This window comes from Candidatus Neomarinimicrobiota bacterium (assembly GCA_016784545.1).
Lineage (GTDB): Bacteria > Fidelibacterota > UBA8477 > UBA8477 > JABMPR01 > JABMPR01.
Genome location: JADHUM010000034.1, coordinates 14304 through 30987 on the forward strand (window position 1 = coordinate 14304; position 16684 = coordinate 30987).

19 protein-coding genes are annotated in these 16684 nt (G+C 46.2%); all 19 read right to left on the bottom strand.

Annotated elements, in window-relative coordinates:
- Positions 1–60 precede the first annotated feature (60 nt).
- A complete protein-coding gene (locus ISR87_09115) occupies positions 61–444 on the bottom strand; it encodes a GxxExxY protein (GenBank protein MBL7025604.1) in 384 nt (127 codons plus the stop codon).
- Positions 445–651: 207 nt separating this feature from the next.
- Positions 652–2061, bottom strand: a complete 1410-nt coding sequence (gene deoC, locus ISR87_09120) for a deoxyribose-phosphate aldolase (GenBank protein ID MBL7025605.1) — start codon at positions 2059–2061, stop codon at positions 652–654.
- 1 nt (position 2062) lies between these two features.
- On the bottom strand, positions 2063–3013 hold the full coding sequence (locus ISR87_09125; protein MBL7025606.1) for a sugar-binding transcriptional regulator: 951 nt from the start codon (positions 3011–3013) through the stop codon (positions 2063–2065).
- A 101-nt stretch (positions 3014–3114) separates the two neighbouring features.
- Positions 3115–3651, bottom strand: coding sequence for an LEA type 2 family protein (locus tag ISR87_09130; protein ID MBL7025607.1), 537 nt, complete (start codon positions 3649–3651; stop codon positions 3115–3117).
- Positions 3652–3678: 27 nt separating this feature from the next.
- Positions 3679–4911, bottom strand: coding sequence for an MFS transporter (locus ISR87_09135; protein ID MBL7025608.1), 1233 nt, complete (start codon positions 4909–4911; stop codon positions 3679–3681).
- Between the two features lie 161 nt (positions 4912–5072).
- Complete coding sequence (locus tag ISR87_09140; GenBank protein MBL7025609.1) at positions 5073–5822, bottom strand: protein-L-isoaspartate(D-aspartate) O-methyltransferase; 750 nt, start codon at positions 5820–5822, stop codon at positions 5073–5075.
- Positions 5823–6032: 210 nt separating this feature from the next.
- Positions 6033–7073, bottom strand: a complete 1041-nt coding sequence (locus ISR87_09145; GenBank protein MBL7025610.1) for a T9SS type A sorting domain-containing protein — start codon at positions 7071–7073, stop codon at positions 6033–6035.
- A complete protein-coding gene (locus ISR87_09150) occupies positions 7066–7629 on the bottom strand; it encodes a hypothetical protein (GenBank protein MBL7025611.1) in 564 nt (187 codons plus the stop codon). The genes ISR87_09145 and ISR87_09150 overlap by 8 nt, the downstream gene beginning before the upstream one ends.
- 71 nt (positions 7630–7700) lie before the next feature.
- On the bottom strand, positions 7701–7955 hold the full coding sequence (locus ISR87_09155) for a TfoX/Sxy family protein (GenBank protein MBL7025612.1): 255 nt from the start codon (positions 7953–7955) through the stop codon (positions 7701–7703).
- Positions 7956–7971: 16 nt separating this feature from the next.
- Positions 7972–8397: a hypothetical protein gene (locus ISR87_09160; protein ID MBL7025613.1), complete on the bottom strand. Its 426-nt coding sequence runs from the start codon at positions 8395–8397 to the stop codon at positions 7972–7974.
- Positions 8397–8822: a DUF3788 family protein gene (locus ISR87_09165; GenBank protein MBL7025614.1), complete on the bottom strand. Its 426-nt coding sequence runs from the start codon at positions 8820–8822 to the stop codon at positions 8397–8399. The genes ISR87_09160 and ISR87_09165 overlap by 1 nt, the downstream gene beginning before the upstream one ends.
- Before the next feature lie 7 nt (positions 8823–8829).
- On the bottom strand, positions 8830–9279 hold the full coding sequence (locus ISR87_09170; GenBank protein ID MBL7025615.1) for a hypothetical protein: 450 nt from the start codon (positions 9277–9279) through the stop codon (positions 8830–8832).
- A gap of 138 nt (positions 9280–9417) precedes the next feature.
- Complete coding sequence (locus ISR87_09175) at positions 9418–10530, bottom strand: T9SS type A sorting domain-containing protein (protein ID MBL7025616.1); 1113 nt, start codon at positions 10528–10530, stop codon at positions 9418–9420.
- 116 nt (positions 10531–10646) lie between these two features.
- Positions 10647–11117 carry a hypothetical protein gene (locus ISR87_09180; protein ID MBL7025617.1) on the bottom strand — a complete coding sequence of 157 codons (471 nt, stop codon included), beginning with the start codon at positions 11115–11117 and terminating at the stop codon, positions 10647–10649.
- 7 nt (positions 11118–11124) lie between these two features.
- The gene (locus ISR87_09185) at positions 11125–11787 is read right to left on the bottom strand and encodes a US12 family protein (protein ID MBL7025618.1); all 663 of its coding nucleotides are present in this window, start codon (positions 11785–11787) and stop codon (positions 11125–11127) included.
- Between the two features lie 35 nt (positions 11788–11822).
- Positions 11823–12065, bottom strand: a complete 243-nt coding sequence (locus tag ISR87_09190) for a hypothetical protein (protein MBL7025619.1) — start codon at positions 12063–12065, stop codon at positions 11823–11825.
- A gap of 58 nt (positions 12066–12123) precedes the next feature.
- On the bottom strand, positions 12124–12609 hold the full coding sequence (locus tag ISR87_09195; protein MBL7025620.1) for a hypothetical protein: 486 nt from the start codon (positions 12607–12609) through the stop codon (positions 12124–12126).
- An 18-nt stretch (positions 12610–12627) separates the two neighbouring features.
- On the bottom strand, positions 12628–13254 hold the full coding sequence (locus ISR87_09200) for a hypothetical protein (GenBank protein ID MBL7025621.1): 627 nt from the start codon (positions 13252–13254) through the stop codon (positions 12628–12630).
- A gap of 85 nt (positions 13255–13339) precedes the next feature.
- A complete protein-coding gene (locus ISR87_09205) occupies positions 13340–16624 on the bottom strand; it encodes a T9SS type A sorting domain-containing protein (GenBank protein MBL7025622.1) in 3285 nt (1094 codons plus the stop codon).
- Between the last annotated feature and the right edge of the window lie 60 nt (positions 16625–16684).

A 16684-nucleotide genomic window follows, 5' to 3' on the forward strand; every position in this document is an offset into this window, starting at 1 on the left:
CACAGATTTGCACAGATGTTTTTTGTATCAACGCCTTGTGAACCTGTAGGATCGGTGGGTTTAATATATAAAACGTTTGAACTCAACTTTTTCTCTGCCAAAATTTATGAGAAGACCCACTTTGATCTCACTAGCCTTTAACTCATTGAGTAATTGGGCTTCATCCTTCTTGTTATACCGTTTCGCAACTTTGAGCTCTACAATCACCTTGTTGTCCACAAGCAGGTCCGCAAAGTATTTGCCAACGATCACATTTTTAAATTTCACTTCAAGGGCTGGCTCAAGTTCTGCCTTATGTCCATTGTGCAATAGTTCAGACTGTAATGCTCGCTGATAAACCTTTTCTAAAAACCCATACCCGAGCTCATTGTAGACTTCAAAAGCAGCACCAATAATCGCCTTGGTTGTTTCTTCGTGCTCGAGTTTTGTTGTCTGTTGTTCCATTTTTCTTTGCTCTAGCTTTTACCTTTTCGCGCTTTTCAAATCCGTGTTAATCTGTGGCTTGCTTTATGCTTCTTTCTCAATCCGTGGCTTTTTTGTCCATTCTCTCTTTACTCTTGCCACTGATCTACACGTATGTTCACTGATGGTTTTAACTATTCGGTTTTTCTATCCGTGTTTCATCTGTGTCAATCCGTGGCTAAAAATCAATTAGCTCGACACGGTGATGGTACGGGCTTTTTTCACAATGGCAATTCCAGCACTAGCGCCAATCCTTGTTGCTCCAGCCTTGATCATGTCCTGTACATCTTCGAAGGATTTAATTCCACCAGCCGCCTTTACGCCAATACCAGTGTTTGCCACAGTGCGAGCCATGAGTGCAACATCAGCTGCCGTGGCTCCATGGGGTCCAAATCCAGTTGAGGTTTTGACAAAATCTGCGCGAGCTTTTTTTGCCAGGGTACAAGCGCGGACCTTTTCATCATCAGTAAGCAAGGCTGCTTCAATGATAACCTTAGAGACGGCTCCGCCATCTTCGCAGGCTTCCACAACCATGCGTATATCCCGGTAAACCAACTCATCATTACCGCTTTTCAGGGCACCAATATTGATAACCATATCTATTTCTTCAGCACCATCTCGAATGGCACGCCGTGTTTCCATGGCTTTGATGGTAGGATGATGTGCTCCTGAAGGAAATCCAACAACTGTACACACTTTGACTTTTGAATGCTCCAGCAATTTGGCTGCCAGGGGTACATAACTGGGACTGATACAGACCGTGGCAAACTGAAATTCATCTGCCTCTGCACATAGCTTTTTGATATCGTCCTCTGTGGCATCTGGTTTGAGGATGGTGTGATCAATACATTTGGCGACGTCTTCTGGGACCGATGCGGCTCCAGTGGCATCATGAACACCGAGACGCTCCACACCAAAATCCATAAACTTGCGATAGGTGTCAGGTTGCTTCTCGGCACAGACACCACAGCGACAGACCATATCGGTGTCCTGGTGATCGTGGCCGCTGGTGACCTGCGGATTTGCAGTCACATTGCCTGCTGTAGCCTGGACGATCTGACTTATCCGCTGGGCAATTTTCAGAATATCAGCATCACTGAGTGATCTTAACTCCTGATCTTTTAAAATGGTTTCCATCTTCGTGGTTTCTTCCTTTGTCGTTTGTAGATCATCGATCATACCAACGCGTTTCAAATGACGTTCCTCGGTACATTCCGTGGTAATAAATTTTTTGACGATTTGCTGGGCCAATGAGGAGCCGATTAACCCTGACCCCAGGGTCAGAACGTTGGCATCATTGTGCTCCCGAGCATTATTGGCACTGGAGAGGTCATAGCACAACGCTGCTCTAACTCCGGCAATTTTATTGGCTGCCATTGACGATCCAATCCCGGCACCATCCACAATAACCCCAAAACGGGCGGAGCCTCCAGCCACTTTGCGAGCCACTTTGGCGGCAAAGACAGGATAATCCACAGCTTCGGTGGAGTCAGTGCCGCAATCAATGGTCTGATAGCCTTCCTTTTCCAGAAAATTCTTGATGGCTTCTTTCAGGGCATAACCCCCATGATCTGCGCCCAGGGCAATGGTAATACTCATGTTAATCCTCACCTAATAGTGTGGTAGCCACATCTTCGTCAGTAATCAGACTGAAAAAATATCCACCTGCCAACCCGGCCTTGATGGCCCTGGCCTTATCGGCGCCACCTGCGACGGCGATTGAATAGGGCTTGGCCTTCAGTTCTTCCAGCTCGATACCAATGGTGCGATCATCCAACTCTGGGGAACAAATACTGCCGTCTGCCTTGATGAGACGTGAACAGATATCAGCGACAGCACCCTGTTCAATGAGTGCCTGGACTTCTGCATCTTCAAAATAGTCAGCCTGTACCAGCACCGATTTGGCACCAAAGGCGCCAATGGTAAAGACGGCAATGTCTGCTTCTCTGGCCAGCTTCAAGGTTTTGGCAATGTGGCGATCAGAGGTAATTGCCTGTTTGAGCTCAGGTGTGTCCACGATGGCTGGCAAGGGTAACAAATAGGGAATGGCATGATAGTTATCACCCATTCGTCTGGCAATTTCGCTGGCGTGGGTATCCAGCTCGGCCTTGGAAACACCACCGTTGAGCTGCACTACCGTCATATTATCGATGGATCGTGGTTTAAGATGTTCTGTGGCAGCCTGGAGGGTTGAGCCCCAGGACACGCCTAGTGTGGTATTCTTAGTTAATATTGTATCCAAAAGATTTATAAGGGCGGAACCAAGACGGGATTTGAGGACGGTATCACTGGGATCTGACGGCACTACAATGACGTGCTTGAGGGCGTATTTTTCTCGAAGCGCAGACTCAAGACGGGTCCCCGTGGCAGTGGGGTCAACAATCTGAATTTTGACGATGCCTGCATCCCGAGCCTCCTGTAGTAAACGAGAAACACCTGGACGAGAAACCTCCAACTTCTTGGCAATCTGAGCCTGATTGAGATTATGCTCATAGTAGAGACGGGCAGCTTCCAACACAAGCAGGCTTCTATCTGTAGCCACTAGACGCATATCGCCCTGAACATATGTTCATTTACCATTAACATGTGTTCAAGTTATGGTGGCGTCCCGGGGTTGTCAAGCGCTAATGCGCCTCTATAACTTCGACCGCTTTAAAACTTCAGCTTCTTTTTATTTACCTTGATTTTTTTAGGAGACTTGGCCTTGGGTAAGGGAAGATCACCTTTCGCAGTGATAGGAACTTCAAATTTTAAGACTTTTAACTCTATTTTAAAAGTCACATCCATCTGAAAAGGAATACTCTTCTTTCCTTTTGTGATTGCCTTTGCCAGCGCACCAGCCGACTCGAAGGCATCCAGATAATTTATCTCAAGAGGCAGCTTGAACTCCTGTTTGGTGTTTGCAGGAATAGTGAACTTCACATCTTTTCCCTTTGCCGTGGGTTTTCCTTTCAAAAAGAGTTCATAGTCAGCCTTGATGTGATCCACACCAAAGGAATTTGGATTGTCGACGATATACACAAACTCAACCTTGGCCTTCTTGGCCTTGATGGACTTGACATCCATTCTATCATAAACTACTGTTGGCTTTTTGGGAGCAGATAGCTTTAATTTTGGAAGCTGAGCATAGGCAAGCTGAAGCGAGAACACAAGCAGCCCAACTGTCACTTTAAACAATTTCTTTTTCATAATACCCCTCCTTTTGATTTTAAGCCTTTACCCCTGCTTGTTGCGTTGGGAATGACCCGGTGCCTCTTGTAGCCTTGTACTTAGCACCAATGCGATAAACATGAATCCTATGAGCACAGAAAGTGGCAAGGACATTGATCCAGTAACTGGATTCTTGAAGATGTCCATGCCCAGAATAAAGATGATCCCAGAGATTTGCCCCACCAGCAACATCAACCCATTGGAAGTTCCCTCGGGTGCTGGATAAGTAATTTCTGCACCATATTGAAACCCCAGGGGTCCCGCACTCAGGAGAAAAAAACCAAAGACAAAAGCTGATAGCAGCAACAGCCCATAGCTCGTGGCAAAGGTAATCCCGATTAACCCAAGGATAGATCCGGCTACAATCGCTCGTAGAAAGGGCGTGCGTTTGCCAGACCTGTCAGAAAGGTGAGGCATGATGATGGCACCCAAAATGCCACCGAAAATCATGAGACCACCAATATTTCCAGCCTGAATGACTGAAAAACCCCGGGGCCTGACGATATCTTCCACCCAGGTCGTCACTGCATTAAAAATACCCAGGCCTATAAAGAAAAGAATAAGGAGGTAGATGAAATTGCGTCGGTGTAACGCCTCTTTGAGACCATCGTATACCAGGGATCGCTCTTCGTCTTCTTGGGCGCAGGGCGGTGTGGGTGGCCGATCCTTGGCAAAAACAAAAAAGAGAATTGCCACCACGGGAGAAGCAATGCCATAAATCAGCAGCATGCCCGTAATCTCGAAATGAATACTAAGATAAGGAGTCAGCACCAGCCCCACGGTAATACCAACATACATGGCCAGGGATCCCATTCCTGCCGCCATGGCGCGTCTGCCCACGGGAAACCAACGGGCAGCCACACTGGTCATGGCATTCAGGATGAAGGGCTGTCCCACAGCGATTCCGATCTGTGCGATTAAAACCAGACTATAGTTATCTGCAACCATTCCCCTCATGAGACCAAAAACACCCGTCAGGACCGCACCAATGCCTACAGCAATGCGAATTCCATAAGTATCAATCATCCAGGAGGCCGGCACCGATACGACGATATAGACCAACATAAACATGAGGGACAAAAGGCCAATTTGAAGATCTGAGACATGATAGAATGCTGCAGCTGGACCTGTGATTGGTGCAAAGGTAATCCAACTCACCTGATTGATAAAGATGACCAGCATGAATACGGAAAGCATCACCCATCTGTATCCATAAACCCTGAATTGACTCTGCTCCATGACGTGATCTCTCCTACTTGAAAAGCTTACAGCATGTGGATGTTTGACTTGTTGTTTATTGTTCTGAAAAGTGAGTCAAGATGTGTTTGACGACATTCTTTGTCAAGGGAAAGCTCGTTGGTCTGTCAACTCCCATGCTTGACTAACTCGAGCAAAAGACTTCAATATTTTTTTCCGGTTGGGTCCACCATAGGTACGAATAATACTGGCAATACCTTTTCTTCAACCAATTGATTATTAACCTTCCGTAAAAGCACCAAATCCTGTCGATATGAAGAACCGACGGGAATGATCATCCGTCCTCCCTCCTTCAATTGGTTTTTAAGGGTAGTCGGAACTTGTGCGGGAGCACAGGTGACGATGATGGCATCAAAAGGTGCATGCTCTTTCCACCCTTGATACCCATCCCCGATTTTTACTTTGATATTGTCATAACCTAACTCCTCTAATAGAAGTTTTGCTCTGTTTCCCAATGAGGCAATTATTTCAATCGTAAATACGCTATCACATAACTCACCCAGAATAGCTGCTTGATAACCTGAACCAGTGCCAATTTCTAAAATTTTATCCCGGGTTGATAAATGTAGAGCCTGTGTCATGAAGGCTACGATATAGGGCTGTGAAATAGTTTGTTCTTCACCAATAGGCAGGGGATGATCGCTATAGGCCAGGTGCTTGATTTCTTCGGGTACAAAGCGATGACGTGGAACCCTGAGAAAGGTTTCCAAAATGACGCCATCGTTTATTCCTCGCTTCTTGATCTGATTTTCAACCATCTCAAGTCTTTGTTTTTGAAAATCTGACCCCGAGACGTTCTGCACAAGCTCGCCTTTAAACACGTCCCCCGCTAAAACACAATTCGCCAGCGAGAACAGACAGATGAGAAACAGAGTGTTTTCAATTTTACTCATATTGCTTCCACATTAAGCTTTAACCGTTTTGCTTGTTTTATTCAAGTTTAATCACTTCAAGGGATGGGCCGAATAATTTCTCAATGACTGAGGTTTTAACCCATAACTTCTTGTTATATGTAACTCATCATTAAAACTCAATTATAACTGTTTCACATCGCTACATACTCAACGAGCTGAATATTCAGATAACAATTCCCGTGCTCGAGTTTATTTAAGGAGTATCATTTTCCGCGAGAGTTTTATGTCACCAGCCTGTATGGTGTAGACATATATGCCACTGGGGATGCTTGATGCGTTCCAGGATACCTCATGATTTCCAGCTGATATATTCTCTCTCAAAACATTAGCGATATGACTGCCATCCAACTTGAAAACATCTATAGCTACATGAGCTGCCTCAGGGAGCCCATACTCAATTATGGTGGAGGCATTAAACGGATTGGGATAGTTTTGCATGAGCTTAACCTGTTCTGGAATGGCGGGGCTATTATCATCAATGCTGACCAGCGGACTTAAATAAAAGTCAACCTGATGGGCGGTGTTTGGCCAGGCTTGAAAGGTCGTGTCTACTGATTGATGATTTTCAAAGTGGGCTTCAATATTGTGACCTCTTGCCATTTTATTCACCGCATAGTAGCCCATCATATCAGTCAAGACACAGATAGAATCCTGATGATAAGCTGTATATTCATGTCTTACTGTGGCTCCGGCCAGAGGATTTCCGCTTCTATCGAAAACATAGCCCTCAATGCTACACATTGATCCTGCTGTATCGTTTTCACTCCCGATTGTGGGAGAGCTATCAAGATACCAGTAGTGATGCCAGTCATACCCCAGACATATACTGTTCCCGGTAACTGGACTGGGTGCTTGAGAATATTCAACATCCCCATAGAACAACTCATCTATCCAGTATCCTGAATTATCAAAAAGTGTCAAGGCGTCGCCAGTGTTAGACAGGGGCAAAATTGATTGCAGACTATCCTCCCGCAATATTATGTAGGCACCCTCTGAAAGCTGGATTCCTGAATCAAGGAAGGCCGTATCTCGAGGTGTGGTGAGATACCAGCCATCCATATTCTCTGCTGGTTGCCACTGAATCTTGAGCTCTAAAACCCAGTCTCCTGGATTGTTTTCGTCAAGTTGAAGCTCAGAGAAGAATTTTAATGCCATGGGATTGGCGTAAGCTGATTGCGTGATCAGGCTGACCAGCATTGCAAGTTTTGCGATTCGCATTATTTTATTCATCTGGAACCCCCCATCGCATTTTTAAATCCTTCACGGGAAGATAGTTTTCCCGCGAGATTGAATAAACCTTTTTCTCGATTTCAGTCCAGCTCGTATCTATGTCCAGCGAGCAATATTCCAGTTGGAGATGGTCTGGGACATGGATTTCATAATTCGCCCATTCCAGAGCTCGACTCCAGGTTTGGGTTGAGGTTAAAATGTATTCAAAGACATTATGTTCAGCTGTCTGCCAGTACTCCACATGAATATTGGCTTCTGAAACCGCATCAATATTAAGGACAAAAGAAATCCCCTTGTCTGCCCCCATGAGGGGCAGGTGAACTCCGGTCTCCATGGATAGCACTTCAATCATGTCGGGAAAAGGTAATTGCTCACTTACTGGAAAAGGATAAAACAGGCGTGTCTTGACAGCTTCTTCGGAGGGGTTTATAAAATGATACTCACCGCGCATCACACACAGTGAATCACTGATATGAAACACCAGGTTTTCTCCAAGGAATATTGGAGATTGAGCCTGGATAGGTTGGATGTTTATTAAAAGGAATGCGAATGCCATGAACTGCAGTCCTCTTTGTTGTCCAGATTTAAAAACCAATATGATTCCCCCCTCCAAGTTGGGAAAAACTGTTAGCCTTCGATAATTGCTTTCAGGTCAGCCTTGAGTTGTGCTTTTTCTTCGGTGGACAAATTGTGCCAGCGTGTCCCGCGAAGCGCCCCCTCAAGGGCGTAAAGCATGTTCAGGCAGCCCGGCGCGTTGAGAGCTTCCAATCTTTGCAAGACACCAAGACTCCCAACTTCAGCCAAATCTGCTGGTGTGCAGATTCCAACAGCCGCCAGTCGCTTTTCCAGTACCTCTCCAATATTGGGCAACTCTGATAACATTTATCACCCACTCCTTTTATTGTTTTACGCTTTCAATGGTTTCCACGGGAAGCCAGTCGTCCATATTTCCATAGGCGCTTTTGTCAATGGGAAAGGGATCCAGTTCAGTGATCTCTCCCACTTGGATCAGAACCAGATAGCGTTTCCCTGCCCAACGTCCATATTGCTTCTTGCTCAGGCTGAGTTGGGTCGCGTGTTTGTCCACAAGGTCAATTGATTCTTCGCGGTTCATCTTCTCGGAGTTGATGACCTTTTTTACCTCTGCTCGAGCCAGAATGAGACCTTCTGCATTGTTATTTATTAGATAGAGAACATCCCCGGCGAAAACCCTATCATAAGGCATTTTCCGTCCAGCGGCGCCACGGATGAGCATGGATTTTTGTTGGGATAGCAACAAATCCAGCTCATTGGCCTGTGCATCGAGATAAACGACATGATCCATTATTTAATACTCAACTTTAACTCAATGAGAGTTTTAATCTCACTTATCTCTCTTGCGCCTCTAACCTCCTGGGTGATGGCGCGAATTTTTCCAAAGCGCCTGCCGTTTTTGAAGATATCCTTTAGATCGGTGGATAGGGTGCTTCCCAGAATGGCAGATTCAGCCTTATCTCCAAAATAGAATGTGATCTTGAATCCACCTGGAATGATAGACAACCAGAAAATTGTTTTTGATTTCCTGGTCACCTTCATGAGCCAGGATTTACCGTCGGCATAATATCTCCATTCCTCTGAGAAATCTGGATACTGGGAATGGATGTGATTAAAAATGGATTGCCACCATATTTTTGCCTCTCCCAGGTGAGAGAAGATGATTTCCTCACTGGGATATTGATCTTTGTTAGAAAGGAGCGGTGTTTCCATCATGCATCAATCAGCCAGGCAGGCCCTGTTCTTTTAACTCGCGTTGTGAAATAAACAGACCCACCAGCAGGGCGATGACACAAAACAAACTGGGGGCCCAGGGCGCTTCTGCCCCGGTTGCAGCCAGGACCGTCAGGGTTGTAGATAACACAACGGACCAGAAGACCAGGCCAACGAGAGGGATGGCGATGCCCGACCAGCTTCTGGCATGTTTTGTAAAGGAAAAAAGTATCATCAATGCCAGATTCAGGGCTACGGTCAAAAAGCCAGCTCCGGTTATTTTGAAACCAGCCAGAATCAGCATTTGAAGATCAGGGTTCAGGCGGGACCAATCAATTCCGGCAGCCTGGGCGTGGTAATCAAAAAATCTCGTGGCCGTGATAAACTGCAATCCTGCCCCAGCTGTGATAAACACAACAATAGAATATAAAAATACGGCGACCAGCTTGGATTTTTTCAAAGCTCAGCTCCTTTTCACTCACGCGTTTACTTATTTAAAGTCGAGTGACACGCCTGCGCGGACATATTCCCTGACGTTGCAATATACACTTGAAAGTGCAGAATCTGAACAGGGCTTCAAATTTGTAGTCTGGTTACTCTATTTTAACATAACCACTTTTGTGGATTCACTCACGCGTCCAGCATCTATTTGAACGATATAGAGTCCTGATGCCATCCCGCCACCCCAGGTATCCTGTCCATTCCATTTCAATTCATGGCGTCCCGGATCTGGCGCTTTGAGGCTGGTGGACCAGACCAGGCGTCCTGACAGATCAAAAATATTGACATCCACATCAGATCGCTCCTGCAATTCAAAAGAAATTGTTGTAAGCGGATTAAAGGGTGAAGGATAGGCTTCCACATTAAATAGGGCTGGCGTTATCTGTCCAGATTTCACCCCCATACTCATTTCGGCCTTGAAGGCGTATTCAAGGGTGTCCACAACGATATTCTCATGGGAGATAATCAGCCGATAGACACAATCTCCATCTGCACCGGAGTGATTTACTTCATCAAAACTCAAGACCTGGTCTTCGACATCAGTGATAAGGTGAAGTTCATAGTCATAATCCAGGGAATCCCGGACATAAAAATAGAATTCATCGCCTTCCCAGGGATAGGGATTGATGGCCATGCTATTAACCGGGATGTATTGATACCAGCAAGATTCGTAGGCATAAATCCAGATCAAGTCCAGGTCGTCGGTGACTTGCTCAAGCACGGGTAGCAGGCTTTGCCCGACGCAACCGCCATTGGTCAACAGGAGCGAGTCAGTGGGGGGCGCATAGCCTGTGGTATAATAGGCTTCCTGCACATCCCCAATAGTGATAAAGGTTGGTGGTGTCAGCTGAAACGCTTCATCGTTGAGAAAGCCAACAATGGCATAATTGCCTGCTGCAAAAGTTGTGTCCTCAGACCCGTGGAACCTCTCCCAGGTATGCGACATGGCAGGCTCCAGGGTGACCCAGGTATGGGCCAGTGTGCAGCCATAGTTGGGAGAGTCATAAGCTGCCCAGGCACCCAAATAGTAATTGAACTGACATCCCGTGGGCCAATTCAGAGTCACCGTTTCACCTGAGATATTGGTAACGGTCCCTGATATTCCTATGGTTGCGCCAGGCTGATACGCACTTGTGTCAGTTTCCACCGTGAATTGCACCTGAGCAAAGGCGGTGACGGAAATGAGTAGGATTAATAATATTTTGTACATGATTACCCCCCCCTGAAAATTTCAGGCCTTAATTTATCAATAAGTCAGGACCAGTGACAGGTGAATTCTGTTCTCCGGACTATATCCTGAAGGAGAAGAATCAATCCAAAAAGTCTTTAATTCAACCCCGTGTTAAATTGACCCTCAACCTGGATTCTGTCTTCGGGACAGTTGTAACAACTCGAGGCAAAATTCTGGAGTTCAAGCTGAAAAATCCCGGAAATAGATGATTCCGTTCGCTTGGAGATGATCAAAAACCCGGATCGAGGTCCAAAACCGCCACCGAGATTGAAGTGGGTTAAAAATACCATGGTACCCTCTGCTTCAAAAGTTTCGCCGGTCCACGAGACGACCCCTTCCTGAAATTTCTCATGGAGAATGTCCATATGTATGGTGTCTGATACCTCCAGGGTTATTTGTTCATATTCTGTGTCCCCTAACATTCGGGTTCCCAGAACCGCTTGTGCTTCATACTGGATATTTTCGATGGTCAGGACTGCCTGGCCCGGATTGAGATCAAACCCACGAGAATCAGGATCTGAACAACCCACGAGAATCATGGCGAAGATTATAATGAAGTGTTTCATATCAATCCTATCTCCGTCTCCCCACAATTCTCAACACTCTCAGGAACAGATTGATGATATCCATGTACAGGGCGGCGGCACTGTCCACCGCATTATCCAGGGTTTTGGGGATTTGATTGGCCCGGCCCCAATCATAACCGATATATCCGCAAAAGATGGCGGCCACAGCCCAGTCCAGCCAGTTCGAATGCATTCCAAGGATAAATATCTGGAACATCTCCACAATGATAACAGCAATCAGGGCCCCGGTGAGGGCACCACTTATTTTCTGGAAAAATGCGGGGTAGGCGGCGCCCAGAATCATCATGATGATGGTGACTCCTCCAGTTATCTGTATGGCTTCCAGGACAATGTCCGGACTGTATTGTGAGACCACCATATTGACAATGAGTCCAAAGGGCACCACCACAAAATTGTAACCTATAAAACTTTTTACAGGATCGTTGGATTTGGTAAAGAGGTGTATGCCATACATGGCAGAACCAAAGTACAGGATGATAAACACCAGGCTATTGATACTCCGGAGATATTCAGGGTCTACAGCCTGAACGATGATCCAGTTGACGAAGAAGCCCCAGAACAGGACTGCACCCATGGCCAGGTTGTACTGGGCATCTGAAATGATTTTATCTGTGGTGGTGGTTCTCTGGAATACGTTTGATTCCATCATGGGGGAAAGCCCTCCTGTTTAAAAGTTATGGGGCGTCAATTCTGGGACGATATGCCATTTGTCGGAATGAGCTTCGTCTCTGGATTCTCTAATTTGTATCCCAGATCAGCGACCTGTTCTTCAAGTGAAATTACTTTTTGCTCAAGGGCATGTATGCGCTGTTCAAGAATTGCCCCGGAGAATTTCTCATAGTATACCTGCCGGTTGGGTGTCTTTATTAAAAACAGTACAATGAACAATGTCAGGCCAAGCATTCCAAACCGTGTTTTTGAATCCATCTCATTCTCCTTGCATATTTAATCAAATTTCTTGGCTTATGACTTTTCGGCACAAGCGTCAGAGATCAAGTGCATATTTTGAATAAAGCTCCCCATCGAAATAGTAGGTGTACAACCCCGAGGTGGTGATGGCAGCCGTATAACCAATGCCCGCTCCCAGTGCACCAAATAAGGCGCCCCAAAGTTCAGGTTTGGCCAGGGCATCCTCCTCATCAGGGGTGGCAATATATCCCAGAGTTCCAAACATCAGAGCACCCATAAGGGCAAGGGGGACATGGTCTAGTTTAATTTCCTGGATGATACTAATCTCATCCCGATCAAAGGTCTTGCTCTCACCGTTTTTATAATAGCCCACAACAACATCTGTTCCGATTTCCACCACTCGAAACTCGATCGCCTGGTCATCTCCAATAAAGACAACGGGATTGCTTCTCAATCGAAATGTCTCTCCGGCCTCCACCAGTTTGTGTCTGTCGGCACCAGGGGATGTAGACATGAAAATGATGCTGATTAGAAACGCCGTTTTAACACAACTGATATTCATTGTTCTTTATCCGGCAATTTAAAGCCCGACATCTCTGAGAAACTGATTGGTAAAATAGACCACTCTGTTGTTGGCCTTATTGAGCACTGCGCTATAGGCATTTACATCTGTTTTGGTTTTTTTGAAGGTCTCTGCCCGGGTATTGGCTCTACCATAGATGGTTCGTTTATGGGTATGTCCCTTGTGGGTGATGATGACCTCCACCCGAACCTCGGCGGTGTATAGTCTGGTACCGTGGATGAACAACAATGAGTTCAGGGTGGTTGCCTGGTCGTTTTCGGTGGCCTCAGATGAAATCGTTACCCATTTCAAGCCCATGTCGATCTGGGCTGGCTCTGAACCAGAGGTATTGGCAAAACGATAGCGCATGAAGTCGTTCAGCATCTGGGTGAGGACGACATATTCATTGTAGACCATTTCATCTTCAACAGGGTATAAGACGTTGCCATCCCCTTTCTCATATTGGAAGAAGGAGCCGCTGGTCAGCTGGTTTTCAAGCTTGAAGACAATTGGAATGGAGTCATTGACCTCCAAATCGTATACCAGCTCATCATCCAGCGATGTGCTCATGGGAATGTTGGTTGAACAGGCAATCGTGCAGATCGTCACAATTGCAATTACTGATAACTGTTTGATGTTTTTCATTATTCCTCTCAGTAGTCCTTCTCTTTTATCTTTTTTCAAAGTCTTTCGGGGCTGCGATGTGACTACCCCAGGTACACACCCCATGCTAACGAATGAGCAGGGCTTTCTGAACCAGTCTAAATTCCGAAGTGGTAAGCGTGATGAGATAAACACCGCTGGCTGCCTGATTGCCACTGTCATTTAGACCATTCCACTGCAGGCTCTGGTAGCCAGCTGGACTTCCTGATATTTCCCGGTTCCAGATCTCTCGACCCAGAAGATCATAAATGCTGATGAATACATCAGCCTGCTCGGGAATACGATAGTGAATGGTGGTACTGGGATTGAAAGGATTGGGATACACCCTGAGCTGTTTCAACTCAAACCCATCAGGGTTCTCAGGATCATCTGCGTTACTGGAGCCAGCGGTGGTCCAGGTGTAAACATCTGTGCCTGCAATAATCGGATTCAGATATGTCAAATAAAGCTCATCACCAATGCTGAAAATGGAGTTTTGGCTAAACTGCCAACACCAGCCGGAATGTGGATTGTTAAAGAGCTCCTGGAGTGAATCACCATGGGTGGCATAATCTTGAAAGAAGACCACCACCCAATCAATATCGAGACGTGACTCCCAATTATCCAGCGTCGTGTCCTGGATGCCACCCGTATTGTTATTGTCTTTTATACCCACACAGAGCTGCATGTTTTGCTCAACATCCCACACTTCAAATGGTATGGATATAAGTCGGGGCACGTTGCCCTCAGATCGAACCCATACTGAAGCATTTTGTCCTGATTCTGTAAAACGAATCTCCAGATCTCCCTGGAGCGCAACGGGGTCAGTTGACCCACCTCCCACACCAGGAATATCGCCCACTCTATCACTACCAACTGCCCCAAAATCACTGGAAAATCCCTGGATGCGGACTTCATGGTATATATCCCAATGAAGAATAAACCAGGTATCAAGACCCCTGTCCTCAAGTTCGAAATAATCATAGGCATAGCCGACACCACACAGGGTATCCATATGCACCATTGTTGTCATTGATGCATCGGTCCAGGCCAGGGAGTCAACACCACCAGGCGATACTGCCAGAAGCTCTATTGTTGCATGTTGGTTCGGCTCAATATTCTCAGTCTGTTGCCACCCGCTATTGAACAGGGGGGGGCCGAAAATGATATCGGCAATAGTCACTTCGAATCCATCAACATAGAATTGGCCGCCTGACTCACCACCGGATAAAATGGTTTCACTTGATCCATCCGATTCTTTGTTCAAGTGCCATGCCCCATGCTGGGCGCTTGAATCATAAGTAAAGTCTATTTCATAAGCCTCGCCGCTGAGATGGCTGGGGTCAAGCACATCAATGGTAACCGATGCTTGTGCGGATCCTGTGTGTATGACAGACAAGGTGTCCCGGGGAGCGAAGCCTCCACCAGTTGGGTTGGGTTGAACACTTACGATTTGGCGCGGCGCCATAATGCTGGGCGGATTCCAGCCGTTGTCATAGAAATAGGGGCGCAACGAAAAGTAGTACTCCTGGCCATTGACCAGGGCAGCTCCACCATTTAGAGCATCCTCTGCAATATAAGCTATATGTTCCAAACCGGAGTTATTCCCATAGTGAGCGATCCGGTTCTGGATGGTCCCTGTAATGGGGTCAAAATATTGCTCCATGATGATACCGACATCGTTAACCACGTCAAAGGTGTTGATATTGGACCATGGACCCTGGTTTGTTTCCCCCTGGTATAACTCATAACCTTCAAATTCATAGTTTAACAATCCAAAGTATCCCCAATCGGCTGCCTCATATTCAGCCGCACCTTCGAACCAATTAAGTACAATCTCCTGGTCATAGCCACTACCACTGAAAATGACAGCAGGGTCGGTAGGGTTGATGGGTTCATATCCTTCGTTAAAGTCATCTCGAACAATATTGCTGAAGGTTTTCATGGCGGTGATAGCATTGAGATTGTTTGTGCCCCTGGCAATTACTAATGCGGCGTGAATAACCTGTACACCAGGCTCACCAAAATCGGCCATTCCATTTCCATTGCTGTCTTCCCAGGGGGGCATTGTAAATGGTCCCATACTCATGAGGTTTCGACGATCCCCTGGAACTGATGTGTCATATTCAGTCCAACCGATACCCGTTTCTGGATCGCCTGGATATATAAATGTTGTGATGGGTTGGTTTTGATCCAAATACTCATGCCGTGGCTCTCCCTGGGCACTTAAGCCCTGCATAAGATTGTATGCCTCTACTGCAATTTCAGGATCACCAAACAGATTGTCGCCATTTGTAAAAGGATTAAACGCCGTCATGTCCAGGGTGGTTTTGTCCAGGTAGGTTTCCCCTCCATAAAAGGTGGTGTCACCGCTGGAAGGCACTATGGGGCCTTGCAGAATCGTATATCCAACGGCCGGAGGCGCACTCCCATAATCCTGATCAGAGGTGGAGCCATTATAAAAATAACCCAGGTTTGATGGTGGATCACAGCCCACAAAATCATCAGTGGCATTTCCCACATCAGCATCAGTCCAAAAAGCATAGTAAGCATCATTGATAGTTTGTCCGCCCTTATTTACCAGTGTGATGGTATGGAATTGGACATTCTCATACATGGCGTTTATAGGAAGCGTGTAGAGCAGAACCTGAGCTTCAATTCCCAGGGGTTGTGAATTCCAGAGGTTGGCATGTGATTCAGGATGCCAGTCATTCACCACGTACCATGCCATGAATTCACCTGCAAATGCAGGGGGATCCTCACCAGTTATAAGCACACCATCCGGAGCATCATAAGTTCCATCCAGATCAAAGTCGTTAAAACTTTCATCAGCATCCCATATCCCGTTATCGTTCTCGTCTTCAAAATATTCACCATCATGAGCTGGTGCGCCATCGCTGGCAGGCCAGGTGGCATATTCCCGATTATAATCGACAGAACTTATATCAGAATTATCCCCCATCTGTATGGTGAATACTTGATAATCGGGGGAGTTTGGTGAGGATTGTCCTGTGGGTAGTTGGGTTTGTGTATCGTAAGGGATGATGCCTGGAGAATATTCAGATTGAAACTCTGCAGCAGCTGTGCGGACATCACCATTTATTTTGCCTCCCACCCAGAAACCTGATGCAAAGACAGCTGTTTGGCCAGTCCCTCTGGGCCATTCTAATCCCGAACTTCCTGTGGGTATATGACTAACCAATTGACCGTTGTTTCCAACCCAATTTCGGATCTGATTTCCATCAAATATCACGAATTCAAGTGTGGATGCTTTGCTTAAAGCGTTTGACTTTTTGTCTTCTGCCAATACAACGTTCAACAAAACGAAGAGGAGCACGATGTAAAGAAATGGTCTGTTGGAATTGTGATTCATGTTGCTACCCCTGTTTTGTTGTTGGTCTCTCGTCTTCATTTTTTACCCGCTTCCCAGCAC

Excerpts from the sequence above, each read along its gene's own strand:
- ISR87_09115 (MBL7025604.1), bottom strand. The coding sequence starts at position 444 with ATGGAACAACAGACAACAAAACTCGAGCACGAAGAAACAACCAAGGCG.
- ISR87_09150 (MBL7025611.1), bottom strand. The coding sequence starts at position 7,629 with ATGGCATTCGCATTCCTTTTAATAAACATCCAACCTATCCAGGCTCAA.
- ISR87_09200 (MBL7025621.1), bottom strand. The coding sequence starts at position 13,254 with ATGAAAAACATCAAACAGTTATCAGTAATTGCAATTGTGACGATCTGC.
- ISR87_09130 (MBL7025607.1), bottom strand. The coding sequence starts at position 3,651 with ATGAAAAAGAAATTGTTTAAAGTGACAGTTGGGCTGCTTGTGTTCTCG.
- deoC (MBL7025605.1), bottom strand. The coding sequence starts at position 2,061 with ATGAGTATTACCATTGCCCTGGGCGCAGATCATGGGGGTTATGCCCTG.
- ISR87_09155 (MBL7025612.1), bottom strand. The coding sequence starts at position 7,955 with ATGTTATCAGAGTTGCCCAATATTGGAGAGGTACTGGAAAAGCGACTG.
- ISR87_09190 (MBL7025619.1), bottom strand. The coding sequence starts at position 12,065 with ATGGATTCAAAAACACGGTTTGGAATGCTTGGCCTGACATTGTTCATT.
- ISR87_09185 (MBL7025618.1), bottom strand. The coding sequence starts at position 11,787 with ATGATGGAATCAAACGTATTCCAGAGAACCACCACCACAGATAAAATC.
- ISR87_09205 (MBL7025622.1), bottom strand. The coding sequence starts at position 16,624 with ATGAATCACAATTCCAACAGACCATTTCTTTACATCGTGCTCCTCTTC.
- ISR87_09195 (MBL7025620.1), bottom strand. The coding sequence starts at position 12,609 with ATGAATATCAGTTGTGTTAAAACGGCGTTTCTAATCAGCATCATTTTC.
- ISR87_09135 (MBL7025608.1), bottom strand. The coding sequence starts at position 4,911 with ATGGAGCAGAGTCAATTCAGGGTTTATGGATACAGATGGGTGATGCTT.
- ISR87_09180 (MBL7025617.1), bottom strand. The coding sequence starts at position 11,117 with ATGAAACACTTCATTATAATCTTCGCCATGATTCTCGTGGGTTGTTCA.
- ISR87_09160 (MBL7025613.1), bottom strand. The coding sequence starts at position 8,397 with ATGGATCATGTCGTTTATCTCGATGCACAGGCCAATGAGCTGGATTTG.
- ISR87_09125 (MBL7025606.1), bottom strand. The coding sequence starts at position 3,013 with ATGCGTCTAGTGGCTACAGATAGAAGCCTGCTTGTGTTGGAAGCTGCC.
- ISR87_09175 (MBL7025616.1), bottom strand. The coding sequence starts at position 10,530 with ATGTACAAAATATTATTAATCCTACTCATTTCCGTCACCGCCTTTGCT.
- ISR87_09165 (MBL7025614.1), bottom strand. The coding sequence starts at position 8,822 with ATGATGGAAACACCGCTCCTTTCTAACAAAGATCAATATCCCAGTGAG.
- ISR87_09145 (MBL7025610.1), bottom strand. The coding sequence starts at position 7,073 with ATGAATAAAATAATGCGAATCGCAAAACTTGCAATGCTGGTCAGCCTG.
- ISR87_09140 (MBL7025609.1), bottom strand. The coding sequence starts at position 5,822 with ATGAGTAAAATTGAAAACACTCTGTTTCTCATCTGTCTGTTCTCGCTG.